The organism is Roseovarius sp. D0-M9 (assembly GCF_037083805.1).
In the GTDB taxonomy this organism is placed as follows: domain Bacteria; phylum Pseudomonadota; class Alphaproteobacteria; order Rhodobacterales; family Rhodobacteraceae; genus Roseovarius.
The window spans coordinates 94,365-115,117 of record NZ_JBAPKZ010000004.1; the positions used below are offsets into that span (position 1 = coordinate 94,365).

At 65.0% G+C, this 20,753-nt stretch carries 15 protein-coding genes, 1 tRNA gene, 1 pseudogene and 1 riboswitch; of the genes and pseudogenes, 8 read left to right on the plus strand and 9 right to left on the minus strand.

Annotated features, from left to right (window positions below):
• Positions 1-215 precede the first annotated feature (215 nt).
• The 3 genes from V8352_RS04560 to V8352_RS04570 form a co-directional block, all read right to left on the minus strand.
• Positions 216-289: transfer RNA gene (locus V8352_RS04560), tRNA-Cys, on the minus strand.
• A 172-nt stretch (positions 290-461) separates the two neighbouring features.
• Entirely contained in the window at positions 462-1,946 is a 1,485-nt protein-coding gene (dacB, locus tag V8352_RS04565; protein ID WP_336423080.1) for a D-alanyl-D-alanine carboxypeptidase/D-alanyl-D-alanine endopeptidase, read from the minus strand.
• Between the two features lie 87 nt (positions 1,947-2,033).
• The gene (locus V8352_RS04570) at positions 2,034-2,642 is read right to left on the minus strand and encodes a nicotinate-nucleotide adenylyltransferase (RefSeq protein ID WP_336423168.1); all 609 of its coding nucleotides are present in this window, start codon (positions 2,640-2,642) and stop codon (positions 2,034-2,036) included.
• A gap of 153 nt (positions 2,643-2,795) precedes the next feature.
• Here V8352_RS04570 and V8352_RS04575 point away from each other — a divergent pair, with 153 nt between their 5' ends.
• From V8352_RS04575 to V8352_RS04590, 4 genes are all read left to right on the plus strand, one after another.
• Complete coding sequence (locus V8352_RS04575) at positions 2,796-4,778, plus strand: putative bifunctional diguanylate cyclase/phosphodiesterase (protein WP_336423081.1); 1,983 nt, start codon at positions 2,796-2,798, stop codon at positions 4,776-4,778.
• Between the two features lie 108 nt (positions 4,779-4,886).
• Positions 4,887-6,536, plus strand: a complete 1,650-nt coding sequence (gene ettA / locus V8352_RS04580) for an energy-dependent translational throttle protein EttA (protein ID WP_336423082.1) — start codon at positions 4,887-4,889, stop codon at positions 6,534-6,536.
• Positions 6,537-6,671: 135 nt separating this feature from the next.
• Complete coding sequence (locus V8352_RS04585) at positions 6,672-7,838, plus strand: geranylgeranyl reductase family protein (RefSeq protein ID WP_336423083.1); 1,167 nt, start codon at positions 6,672-6,674, stop codon at positions 7,836-7,838.
• A gap of 169 nt (positions 7,839-8,007) precedes the next feature.
• A complete protein-coding gene (locus tag V8352_RS04590; protein ID WP_076531718.1) occupies positions 8,008-8,214 on the plus strand; it encodes a cold-shock protein in 207 nt (68 codons plus the stop codon).
• A gap of 75 nt (positions 8,215-8,289) precedes the next feature.
• Here V8352_RS04590 and V8352_RS04595 read toward each other — a convergent pair whose 3' ends face one another.
• Positions 8,290-9,039, minus strand: coding sequence for an arylesterase (locus V8352_RS04595; RefSeq protein ID WP_336423084.1), 750 nt, complete (start codon positions 9,037-9,039; stop codon positions 8,290-8,292).
• Between V8352_RS04595 and V8352_RS04600 the strand changes: the two genes are divergently transcribed.
• Positions 9,038-9,706: an ABC transporter ATP-binding protein gene (locus tag V8352_RS04600; protein WP_336423085.1), complete on the plus strand. Its 669-nt coding sequence runs from the start codon at positions 9,038-9,040 to the stop codon at positions 9,704-9,706. The genes V8352_RS04595 and V8352_RS04600 overlap by 2 nt on opposite strands.
• Positions 9,703-12,299: pseudogene (locus V8352_RS04605) on the plus strand (ABC transporter permease). The gene V8352_RS04600 and the pseudogene V8352_RS04605 overlap by 4 nt, the downstream one beginning before the upstream one ends.
• 69 nt (positions 12,300-12,368) lie before the next feature.
• On the opposite strand, the gene gcvP reads toward V8352_RS04605, so the two are convergent.
• The 3 genes from gcvP to gcvT all read right to left on the minus strand — a co-directional run bounded on the left by gcvP (position 12,369) and on the right by gcvT (position 16,880).
• Complete coding sequence (gcvP, locus tag V8352_RS04610) at positions 12,369-15,230, minus strand: aminomethyl-transferring glycine dehydrogenase (protein ID WP_336423086.1); 2,862 nt, start codon at positions 15,228-15,230, stop codon at positions 12,369-12,371.
• Positions 15,231-15,345: 115 nt separating this feature from the next.
• Positions 15,346-15,705: a glycine cleavage system protein GcvH gene (gene gcvH, locus V8352_RS04615; RefSeq protein WP_336423169.1), complete on the minus strand. Its 360-nt coding sequence runs from the start codon at positions 15,703-15,705 to the stop codon at positions 15,346-15,348.
• 38 nt (positions 15,706-15,743) lie between these two features.
• Entirely contained in the window at positions 15,744-16,880 is a 1,137-nt protein-coding gene (gene gcvT, locus V8352_RS04620; protein ID WP_336423087.1) for a glycine cleavage system aminomethyltransferase GcvT, read from the minus strand.
• Positions 16,881-17,059: 179 nt separating this feature from the next.
• Positions 17,060-17,147, minus strand: a riboswitch (glycine riboswitch).
• A 137-nt stretch (positions 17,148-17,284) separates the two neighbouring features.
• Between gcvT and V8352_RS04625 the strand changes: the two genes are divergently transcribed.
• Positions 17,285-17,860, plus strand: a complete 576-nt coding sequence (locus tag V8352_RS04625; protein WP_336423088.1) for a gamma-glutamylcyclotransferase family protein — start codon at positions 17,285-17,287, stop codon at positions 17,858-17,860.
• Positions 17,861-17,866: 6 nt separating this feature from the next.
• Here the strand turns inward: V8352_RS04625 and gltX are convergent, their stop codons facing one another.
• Entirely contained in the window at positions 17,867-19,192 is a 1,326-nt protein-coding gene (gene gltX, locus V8352_RS04630) for a glutamate--tRNA ligase (RefSeq protein ID WP_336423089.1), read from the minus strand.
• Between the two features lie 67 nt (positions 19,193-19,259).
• Positions 19,260-19,958, minus strand: coding sequence for an NYN domain-containing protein (locus V8352_RS04635; protein WP_336423090.1), 699 nt, complete (start codon positions 19,956-19,958; stop codon positions 19,260-19,262).
• A 199-nt stretch (positions 19,959-20,157) separates the two neighbouring features.
• Here V8352_RS04635 and V8352_RS04640 point away from each other — a divergent pair, with 199 nt between their 5' ends.
• A complete protein-coding gene (locus tag V8352_RS04640) occupies positions 20,158-20,733 on the plus strand; it encodes a hypothetical protein (protein ID WP_336423091.1) in 576 nt (191 codons plus the stop codon).
• The last annotated feature ends 20 nt before the right edge of the window (positions 20,734-20,753 follow it).

Consider the following 20,753-nt stretch of genomic DNA (forward strand, 5'->3'; position numbering starts at 1 on the left):
TACCGGATGATGACTGTTGCGCTCTCTCTCACGGCGCGCCGTTTTTTGCCGGTGCCGAACTGCGCGGGGCTGGAAGCGGAAGCGATAATGCATCTGCACTGACCGTCCGCATCAATCTGGCTCAATCAAGCGCATCTGTGATGGCGCATCTTATGGCGGGTAATTAAATTTTATATCAATAAAAACAAACAAAAACAATTACTTAAGATATAAAATGGAGGCGAGTACCGGAATCGAACCGGTGTACACGGATTTGCAATCCGTTGCGTCACCACTCCGCCAACTCGCCTGCCGTGGTGGTAGGCATCAATTAGTGGATGGAGCGGCGCGGTGCAAGGGCGCTTTCGCGCCCTGAGCGCAGGATTGGCCAGTCCAGTGCAACGCCGCGCGGGTAACGTGATCTGCGGCAGCAGATCGGGGGCAGGTCCGGCGCCGCAGTGCGAAAGCGGCCGGCAGCGCTCCTAGCCGCCGTAGGCCGTGCTCCAGCGTTCGATCAGCGCCTGTTGCAGGCTCTTGGCGCGCCTGTTCCAGTCGGACACACCCGGCGGTTTGTCGTCTGCCCGGCCCGCGATTGCAGCGCGACGTCCCGCTTCATGAGTGAAGATCGCAAAGGCCAGCGGGCGGCCCGATGCTCCGGTCGCGTAGCCCGCAAGCGCGCTGACGAAATGCAGCGTGCCGGTCTTGGCCTCGACGCGCACGGGATGTGCATCATTGAACTGGCCATTGGCTCCGCGCATCCGAAACGGTTTGAGCATCGGGCGCAGCGCCGCACTGCGGTGGGCATAGGTCAGGACCTTGGCCATCGAAAGCGCGTTCACGCGTGACGCCTCGCCCAGCCCCGAATGGTCGACCAGCGCCGCACCATCAAGGCCCAGATCACCGCGCGCCCATTGGGTCATCGCCCGCGCCGAGGCAGCAAGGGATGCGGGCCGGCCGCTGCGGGCCGCCGTCGCGGTCATGCCGATCAATTCGGCCGTCATGTTGTTGGAGTATTTCAACATCCCGACCAGAAGGGTCGGCAGCGCATCGCTGAGATGCGTGACGAGGGTGTCGCCCGCAGGCGCGCTCTGCTGTGATTTGGCCGGGGCCAGTGTGATGCCTTGGGCGCGGGCCAGACTGGCAAACACCTCGCCCGCATATTGATCAGGGCGCCGCACCGGCAGCCAGCGCGAGCCAGACTTGCCCAGCGCGCCGCGCGCGACAGTCCACTGGTCGTGATCGCCGCCATCGGCATAGGTGAAAATCGGACTCGATCGGTCAGCGATCTGCATGCGGGCCACGCGCACCTCGGGCCGGAACTGCGACGAGCGGGCATCCATGGTCACCGAATACCCCCCCGAGGCGCGCTCCCATTGGAAGTGAACGCGGTTGAAATTGAGGTTCAGCCCTGAGAGTGCGGGGTTGTATCCCACCTGAACCGGCTGGCTTGCGTCGATCACCCGCTCAAAAGGCAAGGCGCCGCCGTAGACGCGATAGGCCCCTGACACGCCGCGCACGCCCGCAGATTTGAGATTGGCCGCCATGGCGCCCAGCGCATTCGTGTCCAGCACCGGATCGCCGCCGCCCACCAGCACCAGATCGCCCTGGATGATGCCGTCGACGACGGGTCCAGTGGCCACCAGCCGCGTGCGAAAGCGGTAGGTCGAGCCCAGCGCATCCAGCGCATAGAGCGCCGTGATCGCCTTGGTCACACTGGCCGGGGGGAAACCCTCGGCGCCCTCGCGCGCCTCCACGACCGTGCCGGTGGTCATGTCGACCACCGCATAGCCCACGCGCCCACCAAGGCGCGCGGCATCGATCAGTGCGCCGGCATCGGGCACCTCGCCCAGATCACCGGGCCGCAGTTGGGGGCGCAGCGAGACTGCAGGCGCGCCAGCCTGCGCACAGCCAGCCAGCACCGCAGCGGTGCCAGCCAGAAAGAACCGCCGAGAAAATGTTTTTATCATGGGCCGAAGTTAACCTTAGCCAGCCACGGGCCGCAATCGCCTTCTGTGCCGGACATGCTCACGTTTTTGCGGGGTGGACCCGCACCATCACCAGCCGCCCGACGCCCGCAGATGGGTAGAGGACAGCGCCATCATCGGCACATTGGCAAAGCACCATGCGGGCGCCTCCATCTGGCCCAGCCTGCGCGCCTCGCCAAGTGGCACGCGCGCATGTTCATAGACGCGCGCCGCCACCGAGGCGCGCGCCGCCAGACGCGCGCCGGGACGCGCCAGAATACCGATCGGCACGCTCTCCATGATCGTGCGCCAATCCTGCCATTGATCGAATTGCACCATGTTGTCGGCCCCCATCAACCAGACGAACCGCACATCGCGCCGCGCCGCGCGCAAGACCGCGAGGGTATGGGCGGTATAGCGCGCACCGATCTGTGCCTCGACATCGCTGACATGGACGCGCGGGTGGCGCATGATGGTGCGGGCCGCCTCCATCCGCTTGTCCAGCGGGGCAGGCCCGCGCGCCTTCAGCGGATTGCCGGGGCTGACCAGCCACCATACCGCATCGAGGCCAAAGAGCTTGAGCGCCTCGCGCGTGATGTGGACGTGGCCCGCATGTGGTGGATCGAACGAGCCGCCCAAAAGGCCGATCACGCTGCCGCGCCGGGCGGGCGGAAGGCAAAGAGGGCGCCCGGTCGGCATCATGGCGGAAACTCCTAAAATTCGTTGATTTTTCTAACCACAAAGCTGGGCGGAGGCCACCCGATATTAACGGCGCTGCGTCACGGTCCCCTAGTCGGACAAGCAGCAGGTAAAGACGTGTCGCGCGCAAAACCGGATGATACTGAGCCACGCGTGCCTCGCCCCGGTTCCGGTGGGGGCCGCGCCGATGCGCCGCACCTCATTCTGCCGGACGGCACTGCTGGGCCGTGGATCACCGGGCTGATCCTGGATCACGCCCGCGATGGAATCATCCTGCTGGATATTTCCGGCCGCGTGCTATGGATGAATCCCGCGCTGGAGAGGATGCTGGGCTGGACGCTGGGCGAGATGCGTGGCCACAATCCGGCACAGTTCATCCTGCCACCCGAGGCGCGTCCCACGCCAGATGCACTGGCGCGGTTCCGCTACGATCCCCAAGGCAGCCTGTTCAAGAAATACCACGTCGCGCGCCACCTGCGGCGCGACGGCACCACATTCTGGAATCAACAGTGCCACGCGCTGATTGATCTGGGGCCGGCCGATGCGCAAAAGATGGTCGTTGTGACCTGCCGCGACATATCCGACGAGGTGCGGGTGCAGTCCGCGCTTCAATGGGTCAAGGACGATCTGGATCACGCGGCCCATCACGACGATCTGACCGGCCTCGGAAACCGCAAGAAACTGTCGAAATTCCTGCAATCAGGCACCGCGCACGCCAGCCTGCGGGCCGGGTCGATGGGTGTTCTGCAACTCGATCTGGACCGGTTCAAGGACATCAACGACACGCTGGGCCACGCGGCGGGCGATGCGGTGCTGGTTCATGTCGCGCGCAACCTGATCGAGGCGGCGGGCGCGGATGACCTCGCCTGCCGCATGGGGGGCGACGAATTCCTGCTGATCTGTCCTGATATCGGCGACCGCGCAAGCCTTTGCCGGCGGGCCGAAGCCGTGCTCGAGATGGCAGGGCGGCCGCTGGCGTGGCGGGATCAGACCATCGTGCCCGGCGTTTCGATCGGGGCGACCATGCCCGGCGTGAGCGGCGATGATGTGCCCATGGACGGCGAGGCCCTGATCCGGCAAGCCGATCAAGCGCTCTATAGTGCCAAGGAGGCCGGACGCGGCCGCGCTGTTCTCTACACCCCCGAGCTGGGCCGCCGCCACCGCGAAGAGCAGCAACTGAGCCGTGATCTGAAAGACGCCGTCGAGCTGGAGCAGTTTTGCGTGCATCTACAGCCCATCGCGCATCTGGGGCAGAACCGCATAACTGGCTGCGAGGCCCTTTTGCGCTGGTGCCATCCCGTGCGCGGCCTGCTGCCGCCCGCGTGTTTCCTGCCCGCCGCCGCGCAGGCCCAACTGCTGAGCGAGATCGACTATCTGGCGATGAATGCCGCACTTGACGCGCTGTCTGAACTGCGCGGACAGGGCTTTGCCGATCTGAGCATGTCGCTCAACGTGTCCAGCTCGATCCTGGCGGATGCGGATTATCCCGCCCTGCTGGATTGGGCGCTGCAATCACGCGACCTGCCCCCCCAATCGGTTTGCATCGAGATACTCGAGACGGCGATGATGAACCGCGGCGCGCTGGATGTGACGGCTGCGGTGACGCGCCTGCGCGACCTGGGCGTGCGCGTCGCGCTCGACGATTTCGGCGCCGGCTATGCAGGGCTTGCGCATATGTCCGCCGTCGAGATCGACGCAATCAAGCTGGACCGCACGATGACCTGCCGCCTTGGCAAAGACCCGCGGGCGCGGGTTATCACCCGTGCGATCATCCGCCTCTGTGCGGTGCTGGGCATGGACGTGATCGCGGCGGGCGTCGAAACCCAAGGACAGCTTAGCATCCTGCGGCGCGCGCAATGCCCGCAGGTTCAGGGCTATGGACTTGCACGGCCGATGGCGCTGGCCGAGCTGTCCGATTGGCTGCGCGCGCACACGCCATTCGCCGCGCCCCTCACGATGCCCCAGACCCCGGCGCCCGAGGGCCAGCTGCCCGGCAGCCAGACGCCCGGCAACACGCGTCCTGATCCGGCAGCGCCGGATCCGCACACGACCAGCGCCGCGCCCGCGCGCGAAGGGGGCGCAGACCGAGGCCGCAGCAAACGTGCCAAGCAAAGGCGCCGCGATACATCCAATTGAATTCACCGCGCCGCGCGGTTACATGGCAAAGGAACTCACATCACGCCCGGCGCAGCCGGGCCGCGTCACGTCGGGCCGATGCGCCCGAGCACAGGAAAGAGCAACGTCATGGCAGCCAATCAATACGTCTATCACATGCAAGGCGTCTCCAAAGCCTATCCGGGCGGCAAGAAATGCTTTGAGAACATTCACCTCAGCTTCCTTCCGGGCGTCAAGATCGGCGTCGTGGGCGTCAACGGCTCGGGCAAATCGACCCTGATGAAGATCATGGCCGGTCTCGACAAGGATTACACAGGCGAGGCATGGGCCGCCAAGGATGCAACCGTCGGCTACCTGCCGCAGGAGCCGCACCTCGACGAAAGCCTGTCGGTGCGCGAGAACGTGATGCTGGGCGTTGCCGCCAAAAAGGCCAAGCTCGACCGCTTCAACGAGCTGGCAATGAACTATTCCGACGACACCGCAGACGAGATGGCGGCGTTGCAGGATGAGATCGACAGCGACAACCTGTGGGATCTCGACAGCCAGATCGACGTCAGCATGGAGGCGCTGGGCTGCCCCCCCGATGATGCGGAAATCGCAGGTCTTTCGGGCGGCGAGCGTCGCCGCGTCGCCCTCTGCAAGCTGCTGCTGGAAGCGCCCGACATGCTGCTTCTGGACGAGCCGACCAACCACCTCGACGCCGAAACGATCGCTTGGCTGCAACAGCATCTCATCGACTACAAGGGCACCATCCTGATCGTCACCCACGACCGCTACTTCCTCGACAGCATCACCGGCTGGATTCTCGAGATCGACCGTGGGCGCGGCATCCCTTACGAGGGCAACTATTCCTCCTGGGTCGAGCAGAAGGCCAAGCGCCTGCTTCAGGAGGCACGCGAGGACAAGTCCAAGCAAAAGACGCTGGAGCGCGAGCTGGAATGGATGCGGCAGGGGGCCAAGGCGCGCCAGGCCAAATCCAAGGCCCGGATCAAGTCCTACAACGAGATGGCCGACCAGTCCGAGCGCGAGAAGCTGACCAAGGCACAGATCGTCATTCCGAACGGTCAGCGCCTCGGCTCGAAGGTGATCGAGGTCGAGGGGCTGAGCAAATCCCTGGGCGGCCGCAAGCTGATCGACAACCTCAGCTTTTCGCTGCCCCCGGGCGGCATCGTCGGTGTGATCGGCCCCAACGGTGCCGGCAAGTCGACTTTGTTCCGGATGATCACCGGCCAGGAGCAGCCAGACGAGGGCACGATCGAGCTGGGAACGACCGTGGACCTCAGCTATGTCGACCAGTCGCGCGACGATCTTAACCCCAACGAGAATGTCTGGGAGGCGATCGCCGATGGCCAGGACATCATCAAGCTGGGGGACGCCGAAGTGAATGCACGCGCCTATTGCGGCGCCTTCAACTTCAAGGGCGGCGATCAACAAAAGAAGGTGTCGCTGCTGTCGGGCGGTGAACGCAACCGCGTTCACATGGCACGCCTGCTGCGGTCCGGTGGCAACGTCCTGCTGCTTGACGAGCCGACAAACGATCTGGACGTCGAGACGCTGCGCGCTCTTGAGGATGCGCTGGTCGATTTCGCGGGCTGCGCCGTGGTCATCAGCCACGACCGATTCTTTCTGGACCGGATCTGCACGCATATGCTGGCCTTTGAGGGCGACGCGCATGTCGAATGGTTCGAGGGCAATTTCGAGGATTACGAAGAGGACAAGATCCGCCGCATGGGCGATATCGAACCCTCGCGCGCCAAGCACAAGAAGTTCGCACGCTGAGGACGCGATTGCCCTGCGACGGCGCCCGGCCCGTCATCGGTGACCCCCTGAAGATGCATGCATGACGACGCGCGCCCGGCACCGGGCGCGCGTTTTTCGTTTTGCGCGCCCGCAAAACCGCTTAGACCAAGCCCCATGTCTCACCCGGCCCAAGCCTTCGACATCCTCATCATCGGCGCTGGCCCCGCCGGCAGCGCCGCCGCGATCACCGCGGCGCGCGCGGGCCTTCGCACGGCGATCATCGACAAGGCGGCGTTTCCGCGCCCCAAGCTTTGCGGCGGCCTCGTCACCGGGCGCGCGGCCACGCTCTACCGCGAGATCTTTGGCGCAGAACTGACCCCCGAGATGTTCGAGCCGCGCGAGCAGATCACCTTTCACGCGGGCGGCGCGCCGCTGGGCGCCGCAATGGAGAGCCCGCCGGTCTATCTGGCCATGCGCCGCACCTTGGACGTGCATCTGCTTGGCCTCGCCGTCGCGGCGGGGGCGGAAGATTACACCGGGCAAAAGATTACCGAGCTGGACGTGGACCACCCTGCTGTAACGCTTGGCAATGGCACGCGCCTCACCGGGCGCATCCTGATCGGGGCGGATGGCGTGAACAGCATGGTCGCACGCAGCCTCTTTGGCCGCGCGCATGATCCCGCAAGGATTGGCTTCGCGCTCGAGATCGAGGCGCCTCCGCTGCCCGCGCCCCAGCGCGCCGCGATCCGCATTGATCTGGGCGCGGCGGAATGGGGCTATGGCTGGCAATTCCCCAAAGACTGCGGCACCACCATCGGTGTCGGCGGGATCGCCGCGAAAAATCCGAACATGAAGGCGCATCTGGCCGCCTATCGCGCCACCTTGGACGAGAAGAGCGGCGCGCGCATCAAGGGGCATCACCTACCGTTTGGCGATTATCGCCGCAATCCAGGCAAGGGCTGCGCGCTGCTGGCGGGCGATGCCGCGGGCCTTGTCGATCCGATCACGGGCGAGGGCATCGCGTATGCGCTGCAATCGGGTGCCGCCGCCGCACGGGCCGCTGCCGCCGCACTGGCAAAGGGCCGGCCAAGCGCCGCCCTGCCCGCCTATCGGCGCGCGCTACGGCCCATTCACCGGGCGCTGCGAATGGCGTGCTGGCTCCGCCCGGTGATCTTTGGGCGCCGAACCCGGCCAGTATTCCTGCGCGCCTTCGCTGCATCCTCTGTCCTGAAGGGCAGCTACCTCGATCTGCTGGCAGGACGACTGGAATATCCGAAACTATGCCGGACTGCGCTGCTTCGCTTGCCACGCGCAATTTGGCGGCATCGGCGCGGCGGTTAGCAAAATCTGAGTTCCTTTATTCTTGCAAAACAGCGATTCTCCAGATATACAAGTTTCGCGACGTTACCACTATCGACCTACTGCTCCTTACGGCACAGGCACTCGATCTTGCACTGACTAGCCGCGCTGCCGCACTTACGCGGGCAGCATACAATAAGGAGACTACGGTATGGCTACTGGCACCGTAAAATGGTTCAACTCGACAAAAGGCTACGGCTTTATCGCACCCGACGGTGGCGGCAAGGACGTTTTTGTCCACATTTCCGCTGTTGAGCGTGCTGGCCTGACCGGCCTGGCAGACGATCAGAAAGTGACTTTCGACATCGAAGCGGGCCGTGATGGCCGCGAGTCGGCATCGAACATCGTTCTGGCCTGAGCCACTTGCGATAGATTGGTAAATTGGGCCCCCGCTGGGGCCCTTTTTCGTTTCATCACGGCAGGATTGGATGCTTCAGTTCTGCACTTCCGCGTCGCGATTCTCCAGCACCTTTGAAATCAGGGCCTGAACACGAGGCCCCATGTCGTCCACGACCTTTGCGATCCCGTCGGCGTTGGGATGCGTGCCGTCATCTTGCAGATAGGGCACCTGATCGGCGCTTGCCTCGGGCAGCGCGCCAAAGAAATCCAGCTGAAGGAGCGTGCCGTATTCCTCGGCCAGCTCGGGGTAGATGGCATTGAACGCTTCGCGATACTCGGGGCCGTAGTTATCCTTGGCGATCAGCCCGACCAGCAGCACCTCGATATCCTCTTCTGCGGCGCGGCTAAGGATGGTCTCCAGATTTGCGCGTGTGTCGGAGGGATCGGTGCCGCGCAAAAGATCGTTGCCGCCCAACTCGACAATCATCGCATCCGGATCATCCCCCAGTGCCCAATCGATACGGCGCACGCCGCCTGCCGTCGTGCTGCCCGATACCGACGAATTCAGAAGGCGCACAGGCACGCCCTGAGGCGTGCCATTTTCCTTCAACCAGACCGACATCTGGGCGACAAACCCGTCCTCCCGATCAAGACCATACCCCGCTGTCAGGCTGTCCCCGAAGGCCATGACGCGCACCTCGCCGGGCGTCTCCTCTTCGGCCGTGGCCGGCGCACCGCCAAGGCCAAGGGCCAATGACAGCACGATCGCGAGGGACGCAGCCTTGCCGCTGGGGCGCACGGCCCCATATCCAAGGAAACCCTTTAACGTCAGGCCAATATTCATGTCTTCTCCTATCGTTTCGCTCGCAGATGTTGGCCTTACACTTAGATCCGGCACAGGCGACGTCGAGATACTGCACGAGATTGCGCTGGATGTCGCCGAGGGCGAGACGTTGGCGCTCGTCGGGCCTTCGGGATCGGGCAAATCGTCCCTTCTGATGCTGATGGGCGGGCTGGAGCGCGCGACATCAGGGCGCGTCTGTGCGCTGGGGCAGGACCTGGGCACGCTGAGCGAGGATGCGCTCGCGCGGCTCAGGCGGGGGCACATGGGCGTCGTGTTCCAGTCGTTCCACCTCATCCCGACGCTGACCGCGCTGGAGAATGTCGCCGTCCCGCTCGAGCTGGCGGGCGCGGCGGATGCGGGGACGCGGGCCGAGGCGCAGCTGAAGGCCGTGGGCCTGGCCCATCGCGCGGGGCACTACCCCTCTCAGATGTCGGGGGGTGAGCAGCAGCGCACCGCGCTGGCGCGCGCCACAGCGCCCCGCCCGCGCCTCATCCTTGCCGATGAGCCCACGGGGAATCTCGACAGCGCCAGCGGTGACGCGATCATGGACCTTCTCTTCGACTTGCGCGCCGCAGATGGCGCTACACTCATCATGGTGACCCATGACCGCGATCTGGCGGCGCGCTGTGATCGGACCGTAGCCTTGCAGGACGGACGTATCGCATGAATTTACGCGTTGCTGCCAAACTGGCCGGTCGCGAGCTGCGCGGCGGTCTCGCCGGGTTTCGCATTCTTCTGGGCTGCATCATCCTCGGCGTTGCCGCCATTGCCGCCGTGGGCACAATCCGCACCAGCATCGAGGCAGGCCTCAGCGAAAAGGGCGCCGAGCTTTTGGGCGGCGACGCCGAGATCGGGCTGACCTACCGCTTTGCCGATGAGGCCGAGCGTGCATGGATGGCGCAGACGGCTGAGAATGTTTCGGAAATCGTCGATTTCCGCTCGCTCGCCGTGGCGGGTGATGACCGTTCGCTGACGCAGGTCAAGGCCGTCGATGAAGCCTATCCCCTTCTAGGCAATGTGGGGCTTGACCCGGCGATCCCGCTTGGCACTGCGCTGGATGGACAGAATGACCTGCCGGGCGCAGTCATGGCACCGACGCTGATCGCACGGCTGGCGCTTGAGACGGGCGACACCTTTCGCCTTGGCTCGCAGGATTTCGTGCTGATGGCCGCGCTGATTGACGAACCTGATGGCGCCGATGCCGGCTTTGCCCTTGGTCCGCGCACCTTGGTGCGCACCACGGCCCTCCAGCAATCGGGCCTCTTGCAGGAGGGCACGCTTTTCTCGACGCGCTATCGACTGGACCTGCCCGAGGCCACCGACCTGTCCGCGCTGGAAGAGGAGGCGCGCAGCACCCTCGGAACCAGCGGGATCGCGTGGCAGGATGCAAGATCTGGCGCGCCGGGGATCTCGGAGTTCGTGGACCGGCTGGGCGCGTTCCTCGTGCTGATCGGCCTCAGCGGCCTTGCCGTGGGCGGTGTCGGCATCTCGTCGGCGGTGCGCGCCTATCTGGCGCGCAAGACGGCCACCATCGCGACCCTGCGCACGCTGGGCGCGGATCGCGGGACGGTGATGGCAACGTATTTCATGCAGATCGGCGCGCTCGGCGGGCTGGGGCTGATGCTCGGGATTCTGCTAGGTGCGGGCCTGCCAGTGGCGCTGTCGCCCATCATCGAAGCGCGCCTGCCGGNGGCGGGCTGGGGCTGATGCTCGGGATTCTGCTAGGTGCGGGCCTGCCAGTGGCGCTGTCGCCCATCATCGAAGCGCGCCTGCCGGTGCCTGCGGCGTTCGCCTTCTATGCGGCGCCGATGATCGAGGCGGCGATTTACGGCGCACTTGCCGTGCTGATCTTTACGCTCGCCCCGCTGTCGCGGATCGAGGATATCCGCGCGGCCAGTCTTTTTCGCGACGGCGGCACGGCCTCGCACAGCATGCCACGCTGGCCGATGCTTGCCGCTATTGCCGGGCTGACGGCGCTCCTCCTCGGTGTTGCGGCGGCCTTCTCGGGCAACCTGCGCCTCACGCTCTGGACGGCGGGCGGCATCATTGGCGCGCTGGCGTTTCTGTGGCTGGCGGCGTGGGGCGTGCAGGCGCTCGCGCGCCTTGCCCGGCCTGTGGCGCGGGGCCGTCCCGCGCTGGGATGGGCGCTGGCAGCCATCGGCGGGCCGCGCAGCACAGCGGCGCCCACCATGCTGGCGCTGGGGCTGGGCCTGACGGTGCTGGCCGCCGTGGGCCAAATCGACGGCACCCTGCGCGGCGCGATCACGGGCAACCTGCCCGACCGCGCGCCCTCCTTCTTCTTTGTCGATTTGCAGGCCGACCAGATGGACGGATTTGAGGCCCTGACCGCAGACGACCCCGCCGTCAGCCGCGTCGACAGCGCGCCGATGCTGCGCGGCATGATCACCGCCATCAACGGCCAGGATCCGGTAGAGGTCGGCGGAAGCCACTGGGTGCTCGAAGGCGACCGGGGCGTGAGCTATGCGGCCCTGCCCGATGGCACCGTGACGGCCGGCGAATGGTGGCCCGAGGCGTATGACGGCCCCCCGCAGATCAGCTTTGCCGAAGAGGAGGCGATGGAAATGGGCCTCGGGCTGGGCGATGAGATCACCGTCAACATCCTTGGCCGTGACATCACGGCCGAAATCACCAGCTTGCGCGAGGTTGATTTCTCGACCGCTGGCATCGGCTTCATCATGGTGATGAACCCGGCCGCACTTGCGGGTGCGCCGCACAGCATCATTTCCACCGTCTATGCCGATCCGGACGCCGAAGCGCGGCTCTTGCGCGAGGTCTCGAACGCCTATCCCAATGTCACCGGAATCCCCGTCAAGGACGCGATCGACCGGGTGGCCGAATTGCTCAAGGGGCTGGCATCCGCCACGTCATGGGGCGCATCGGTCACGCTGCTGACGGGCTTTCTGGTACTGATCGGTGCGGCAGCCGCAGATCAGAATGCGCGCATCTACGAGGCGGCCGTCCTCAAGACGCTGGGGGCATCGCGGGCGCGCATCCTGAGCAGTCTGGCCCTGCGTGCAATCTTTCTGGGCATGGCGGCGGGGGCTGTGGCGCTCGCTGCCGGGGCGCTCGGCGGCTGGGCGGTAAGCCACTATGTGCTCGACGTCGACTACCGCATCCTATGGCCTTCGGCGCTGGTCATCATCGGTGCGGGCGTGCTGGTGACGCTGCTGACCGCGCTCGCCTTTGCGCTGCGCCCCTTGGGCGCGCGCCCGGCCCAAGTGCTGCGCGCGAGAGAGTGAACGCCGAAGGGCGAAACGAAATAGCGGGCCTTGAAAGGCCCGCTTTCCCCTTTATTTCAGCGCTGTAAACTATTCTGCCGCCTCGGCATAATCCTCCATCGGCGGGCAGGTGCAGATCAGGTTGCGGTCGCCATAGGCATTGTCGACGCGGTTCACAGAAGGCCAGTATTTGTCCACCCGGAACGCTCCGGGAGGAAAGCATCCCTGCTCGCGGCCATAGGGGCGATCCCAGTCGCGCACCAGATCCTCCATCGTGTGCGGCGCATTCTTGAGCGGGTTGTTCTCGGCGTCGATGCGGCCCTCTTCGATGTCGCGGATCTCGTCCCGGATCGCCAGCATCGCATCGCAAAACCGGTCCAGCTCTGCCTTGGTCTCGCTCTCGGTCGGCTCGACCATCAGCGTGCCCGCGACTGGCCAGCTCATCGTCGGCGCATGAAAACCGCAATCAATCAGACGCTTTGCGATATCATCCACCGTGACATGCGCGCCCTCGGCGAAGGGGCGCGTATCAAGGATGCACTCATGCGCGACGCGGCCATTTTCGCCCTTGTAGAGAACGTCATACGCCCCCTCCAGCCGCTTGGCGATGTAGTTGGCATTCAGGATCGCGACCCGCGTCGCCTGCGTCAGGCCCTCTCCGCCCATCATCAGGATATAGGCCCAGCTGATCGGCAGCAGCGAGGGCGAGCCGTAGGGCGCCGCGCTGACAGGCCCCTCGGTGCCGCCAGTTTCGGGGTCAGTTTGGGGATGGCCGGGCAGATGCGGGATCAGATGCTCCTTGACGCCGATCGGCCCCATGCCCGGACCGCCGCCGCCATGCGGGATGCAGAACGTCTTGTGCAGGTTAAGGTGGCTCACGTCGCCGCCCAGATCGCCGGGGCGGCTCAGCCCCACCATCGCATTCATGTTGGCCCCGTCGATATAGACTTGGCCGCCATGCTCATGCGTGATGCGACAAACCTCGATCACCGTCTCCTCGAACACGCCATGCGTGCTGGGATAGGTAATCATGCAGCCGGCCAGCGCCTCGCCATGTTTCTCGGCCTTTGCGCGGAAATCATCGAGGTCGATATCACCGCGCACATCGCATTTGACCGGGACGACCTTCCAGCCGACCATCTGCGCGCTGGCGGGATTGGTGCCATGCGCGTTGGCCGGAATGAGGCAGACGTTGCGCCCCTCCTGCCCGTTCGCGCGGTGATAGGCGGCAATGCTCAGAAGCCCCGCATATTCGCCCTGCGCGCCCGAATTGGGCTGCATCGAAATAGCGTCGTACCCGGTGATATCGCACAGCTTGGCACTCAGATCATCAATCAGCTCATGATAGCCCTCTGCCTGATCGCGTGGCACGAAAGGGTGCATCCGCGAAAACTCGCGCCAGCTTACCGGCATCATCTCGGCGGCCGAGTTCAGCTTCATCGTGCAGGAGCCCAGCGGGATCATCGCGCGGTCCAGCGCCAGATCGCGGTCAGCAAGGCGGCGCATGTAGCGCATCATCTCGGTCTCGGCCCGATTCATATGGAACACAGGATGCGTGAGGTACTCGGACGTGCGGTGCATCCGGTCCGGCACACGGTATTCGGGCGTGAAGTCGTCGTCGTGGTGCCTGATGCCAAAAGCGCGCCAGACGCTCTCGATGTTCTCGGGGCGCGTGCATTCATCCAGGCTGATGCCGACGCGCGTCTCTCCCACCCGGCGCAGGTTGATCCCCTCGTCCAGCGCCGATTTCATCACCGCGGCCTGAAGCGGTCCGACATCGACGGTGATCGTGTCAAAGAACGCCTTTGGGTCCACCTGAAATCCCGCCGCCTCCAGCCCCTTGGCCAATCGCACGGTCTTGCGGTGGATGCGCTGCGCGATCGCCTTGAGGCCCTTGGGACCATGGAAAACAGCATACATCGACGCCATCACGGCCAACAGTGCCTGCGCGGTGCAGACATTGCTTGTCGCCTTCTCACGGCGGATATGCTGCTCGCGCGTCTGAAGCGACAGGCGGTAGGCCCGGTTTCCGTGGCTGTCGATGCTGACGCCCACGATCCGCCCCGGCATCGCGCGCTTGTAGGCATCGCGGCAGGCCATATAGGCAGCATGCGGGCCTCCATAGCCCAGCGGCACGCCAAAGCGCTGCGTGCTGCCAACGGCGATATCCGCGTCCATCGCGCCCGGCTCCTTCAGCAGCGTCAGCGCCAGCGGGTCGGCCGACACGATGCCGATCCCGCCATGCTCGTGCAGTGCGGCGATATGATCGGTGAAATCGCGCACATGGCCGTAGGTGCCCGGATACTGGAACAGCGCGCCGAAAACCTTGTCGGCCTCCATCTTGTCGGGATTGCCGACGATCACTTCGATCCCAAGGGGCGCCGCCCGCGTCTGCACCAGCGCGATATTCTGCGGATGACAGTCGCGGTCGACAAAGAATGCCTTGGCCTTGGATTTGGCCACCCGCTGCGCGGTGGTCATCGCCTCGGCGCAGGCTGTCGCCTCGTCCAGCAGTGACGCATTGGCAATTTCGAGGCCCGTCAGATCGCTTACCATCGTCTGGAAATTCAGCAGCGCCTCGAGGCGGCCCTGACTGATCTCGGGCTGGTAAGGCGTGTAGGCCGTATACCACGCGGGATTCTCAAAGATGTTCCGCTGGATCGCGGGCGGCGTGACCGTGCCGTGATAGCCTTGGCCGATCAGGCTCACCAGAACCTTGTTCTTGCCGGCAACCTGCCGCATGTGATGCAAAAGTTCGCGCTCGGACTTGGCCTTGCCAAAGTTCAGCGGCTCTTTCTGGCGGATCGCCTTGGGCACGGTTTCGTCGATCAGCGCGTCCAGACTGGGCGCGCCCAGAACCTCCAGCATATCCTCGATCTCTTGCGGAGAGGGGCCGATATGGCGCCGGTTGGCAAAATCATAAGGCAGATAATCGGTGGGCTCGAACGCCATGTCACACTCCATCAAATTTGAGGCTGCGCAGACGGGCCGCCTATGCGCCCCGCCCTTCTTTCATTGTTCCAAAAATACTCCCGCGCGGAGCGCGTCGCCCCGGCGGCCAGCCGCGCTAGCCCACGAATTTTCCGTAGGCCGCTTCATCCATCAAGTCATCCAGCTGGCTCATGTCGTCGGGCTTGATCTTGAAGAACCAGCCATCGCCGATAGCGTCCTCGTTGACCCGGCTGGGCGCGTCGGCCAGCGTGTCGTTCACCTCGACGATCTCGCCGTCGATGGGGGCCAGGATATCGCTCGCGGCCTTGACGCTTTCGATCACGACGACCTCGTCGTCCTTGACGACTTCCTTGCCCACTTCGGGCAGTTCGACAAAGACGATGTCGCCCAGTTGTTCGGCTGCGTGCTCGGTGATGCCGACCACGACCAGATCGTCTTCGACGCGCAGCCATTCATGCTCTTCGGTGTATTTCATCATCGGGATCTCCCTTGGGTCTCAGGTGTTTGACTGTTTCAGCGTTTGAAATTCGCAGGCGTGAAGGGCAGTGGCGCGACGGTGGCCGCCAGACGCTTGCCCCGGACATCGCCATAAACGGTCGTGCCGGGCTCGGCCAGATCGGCGGGCACATAGCCCATCGACATCGGCGCGCCGATGGTCGGCCCGAAGGCGCCAGATGTAATCGTGCCAACGGCCTCGCCGCCGCTCTCATCCGCATATAGCGATGTGCCCTCGCGCATCGGCGCACGGCCCAAGGGGAGCAGGCCGACGCGGCGGCGCGGGGCGCCATCCGTCATCTGGGGCAGAATTACATCGGCCCCCGGAAAGCCGCCCTCGCGTGCGCCGCCCGCGCGGCGGACCTTCTGGATCGCCCAGCCCAGATTGGCCTCGACCGGCGTTGTACCTGCGTCGATATCATGCCCATAAAGGCACAAGCCCGCCTCAAGGCGCAGGCTGTCGCGCGCGCCAAGGCCGATGGGCTCCACCGCCTCATGCCCAAGAAGCGCACGGGCAAAATCCTCGGCGCGGCCCTCCTCGACCGAAATCTCGAAGCCATCCTCGCCGGTATAGCCCGAACGTGACAGCCACAGCTCGCCCCAGTCCGAGGGCAGCCTGGCGATATCCATGAAGCGCATGTCGGCCGCGCCCGACACCAAGGCCTCCAGCGCAGCTTCAGCTTCGGGGCCTTGCAGCGCCAAGAGCGCGCGCCCGGGAACCGGCCGGACATCGCAGCCGGGCATTTGCGCCGTCATGCGCGCGATATCGGACTCCTTGCAGGCGGCATTGACGACCACAAAGAGGTCTTCGCCCCGCCGCGCCAGCATCAGATCATCCTCGATGCCGCCAGCCTCGTTGGTGAACATCCCATAGCGCTGGCGACCGTCCGCGAGGCCAGCCACATCGACCGGCACCAGGGCCTCCATCGCGGCGGCGACCTCGTCATATCCGCCGGGCGCGCTGACGATGACCTGGCCCATATGGCTCACGTCAAAGAGGCCCGCGCGGGCGCGGCAGTGCAAATGCTCCTTCATCACGCCCATGGGGTATTGCACGGGCATCTCGTAGCCCGCGAAGGGCACCATCTTGGCCCCCAGCTCGCGGTGGAGCGCGTTCAGCACCGTTTCCTTCAGCGCGTCAGTTTCAATCGTCATTCCGGCCCTCCTGTCGTGGCTGCCGGGTCGATCGAGAAATCAACTGCGGCATCGCAAAGGCGCAATTGCCTGAACGGCAGGCTGCGCCACGATGCCCCCTCTGTCCTTTCGCCTGAGATCGCTATCCCTTCGGCGCCCCTCATGGCGGTGTGTGCCGCCGGGGTCTCTCCAGAGTTCTGATGATTGAAAAGGTCCTGTCGCCTGAGAGTTTCCGGGGCGGTTGCTCCTTCGGCACTGGCGCGTTGCCAGTTCTCCCGATTCAATCAATGCACACGCTAGTATACCGCCCAAGGCGCAGCAAGGGGGATTTCGCAGCGCAGTCAGGGCGCGCACGCCTTGAAACCGGGGCGGAATTGCGCAAGGTCTGCGGGGACGCAGCAGACGGGCCTCATATGACCGCACCCATGATCGCCACTTCCCACGCCTATTTCTTTGGCTATGGCAGCCTTGTGAATCGCGACACACATGACTTCAAGGAGGCGCATCCCGCGCGGCTGAACGGCTGGCGGCGCCGCTGGCGGCCCACCAGCCTTCGCGAAGTGGCGTTCTTGTCGGTGGTGCCGGATGAGGCCTGCTCGATCAACGGCCTCATCGCGCCGGTGCCGGATTCGGATTGGCACGCGCTGGATATTCGCGAGGGCGCTTATGACCGCGTGCCCGCCGCGCATATGGTCGAGCACCCCCTGCCCCACGCGCCGCAGATCGCGGTCTATGCCGTCCCGAAGGCCCATGATGCGCCGCAGGAGCGCGGCCACTGCCTGCTGCTCAGCTATATCGACGTGGTCGTGCAGGGGTATCTGCGCGAATTTGGCGCAGAGGGCGCGCAGCACTTTTTTGACACGACCGATGGCTGGGAGGTGGAGGTGCTGAATGACCGCGCCGCGCCGCAGTATCCGCGCGCCTGCCGTCTCAGCGCTGCCGAGACGGCGGTGGTCGATGATGGGCTGGCGCAACTGCCAGTGCGTATGCGCCGCGCCTGAGCCGGCTCAGCGGCGCGCGCGGATCACCTGCAGGAGCGGCAGCACCTGCGCCATTTCAGGCCCATGCGCCTGACCCGTCAGTGCCTTGCGCAGCGGCATGAAGAGGGCCTTGCCCTTGCGCCCGGTCTCTTCCTTGACGGCGGTGGTCCATGTGCTCCAGCTGGTTTCGTCCAGCGGGCCCTCGGGCAGCAGCGTCATGGCCGTGACGATGAATTCGGCATCCTCGTCGTCGATCGCCGGCTCGGCGCCGTCGCGGAACATCGCCCACCAGGCATCCAGATCGCCCAGCGTTGTGATATTGCCGCGCGTCACCTGCCAGAAGAGCGGCGCGATATCATCGGGCACGCCCAAGGCGGCGATGCGCGCCTTCACCTCGGCGTAGTCCAGCCCTTGCAGGTAGTGTGCCGTCAGCGGGTAGAGATCGTTCACATCGAATTTCGTCGGCGCAGAGCCAAAGCGCGAGATGTCAAAGCCATCCACCAGCGACTGCATGTCGGTGCGCAGCTCGACCGGATCGGCACTGCCGAGACGCGCCATCAGGCTGAGCAGCGCCGCCGGCTGAACGCCCGCCGCGCGCAGGTCGCGCAGGCTGAGCGTGCCGAGGCGTTTCGACAGCGATTCGCCCTGCGGGCCCGTCAGAAGCGAGTGATGCGCGAAATTCGGCACATGCCCGCCCAGCGCCTCGATGATCTGGATCTGGGTCGCGGTATTGGTGACGTGATCCGATCCGCGCACGATATCCGTGACGCCCATCTCGGTGTCGTCGACAACCGAGGCCAGCGTATAAAGAACCTGACCGTCCCCCCGGATCAGCACCGGATCGCTGACCGAGGCCGCGTCGATGCTGATGTCGCCAAGGATGCCATCGGCCCATTCGATCCGCTCCTGCCGCAGCTTGAAGCGCCAGACACCCGGCCCGCGCTCGGCCCTCAGGCGGTCTTTTTCGGCCTCGTCAAGGTTCAGCGCCGCGCGGTCGTAAACGGGCGGGCGGCCCATGTTCAGCTGCTTCTTGCGCTTGAGGTCCAGCTCGGTCGGGGTCTCGAACGCCTCGTAGAACCGCTCCATCCCGCGCAGCTTCTCTGCCGCCTCGTGATAGCGGTCCAGCCGCTCGGACTGACGCTCGACCCGGTCCCAGTGCAGGCCCAGCCATTCGAGATCGTATTTCAGACCGTCGACATATTCCTCCTTGGAACGCACCGGATCGGTGTCGTCGATGCGCAGGATGAACGTGCCACCCGCCTTGCGCGCGATGAGCCAATTCATCAGCGCGGTGCGCAGGTTGCCGACGTGGATATAGCCGGTGGGCGAGGGGGCGAAACGGGTGATGGTCATGGCGCAGCTCCTTGATCGCATGGGATGTGTCACAGGGCGCGCGTCTTGTCCAGTTTCTGGCGCGGTTTCAGTCCATCCGGCGCACCATCAGCTGATTGCCCTCGCGCCGCGTCTCGAGCACCTTGATGGCGGTGATGAGATCGCTCAGCTTCTTGTGGCCATAGCTGCGGGTGTCGAAATCGGGATTGGCGGTCGTCATCTGTTGGCCAAGGCGGCCCAGCGCATACCAATCGCTGTCCTGATCAATGCTGTCCATCGCCTGAAAGAGCATATCCCGCGCCTCGTTGAGGTTCGCAGTGGATGGCTTGGCCGGGACCTCCTCGGGGGCGCCGCCAAGGTTCTCCAGATAGATGAAGCGCTTGCATGCCTTGCGGAACGCCTCGGGCGTCTTCTTGGCCCCGATGCCGAAAACATCCAGCCCCTGCTCGCGGATGCGCGAGGCCAACCGGGTGAAATCGCTGTCCGAGGAGACCAGCACAAAGCCATCGAAGCGGCCCGAGTGCATCAGGTCCATCGCGTCGATCACGAGGGCGATGTCGGAGGCGTTCTTGCCCACGGTATTGGCGGGCTGATGGTGCGGCACGAGGCCAAATTCGGCCTGCACCTTGTTCCAGCCCGTCATCTGCTGGGACGAGAAATCTCCGTAACAGCGGCGCACCGACGCCTCGCCGATGCCCGCAATCTCGTCGAAGATCGCCTTGGTCCAACGGGGGGATGTGTTGTCGGCGTCGATGAGAACGGCCAGAAGAGGGGTGCTGTCGCGCATGGGATGTCTCCTTTGCCGCCCTACATGCCCTATCGGAGCGCAAGGGGAAAGCCGTGTGCCGCGTGTCGCAGCGGACGCGATCGAGTATTTTTGGAACAATGAAAGCCCCTGACGGGCGGATGAGTGCCCTAGGGGCTGGCATTGACGCAGGCGGCGCGATACCTTGGCGAGCGGGCAAGAGAGCATCGAGAGGCGCGGGATGACGACGAGACGGGCGATGATGATGGGGCTGGGTGCCGCCGGGCTGCTGGCCGGATGTGGCAGCACGCCCGAGCGGATCGGCACCCAAGGCGGCGCCGCAGAGCTGGAGACGGCCCTCATGGCGCTGGGGCCGGACGTGGACCCCGCCGAGGCGGCGCGCGCGGCGCGGATGGCCTATTCCATCACAGCCGATCTGGTGCGTGAATACGAGATTGTCGACCCGCCCTTGGTGCATAACGCCAAGATCAATGTCGGGCTGAAGGAGCGTGGTCTTTGCTATCACTGGGCGCGCGACATCCAGACCCGCATGACCCACGCACGCTATGCAACGCTGCAATTCAACCGGCTCGTGGCCAATGCCGACAATCCTTTCCGGTTGGAGCATTCGACGGCCGTCGTCTTTGCCCGTGGCGGTGATTGGCGAGACGGGATCGTGCTGGACCCGTGGCGCACGGGCGGTCGGCTGCATTGGGACCAGGTGCGCGACGATACCAAGTATGACTGGAAGCTGCGCGCGGACGTGCCGGTGCGCAAGCGCGGCGCGGGCGTGACAATTGCCCGCGCCGATGGCTGAACACTGACGGCTTTCCCCTA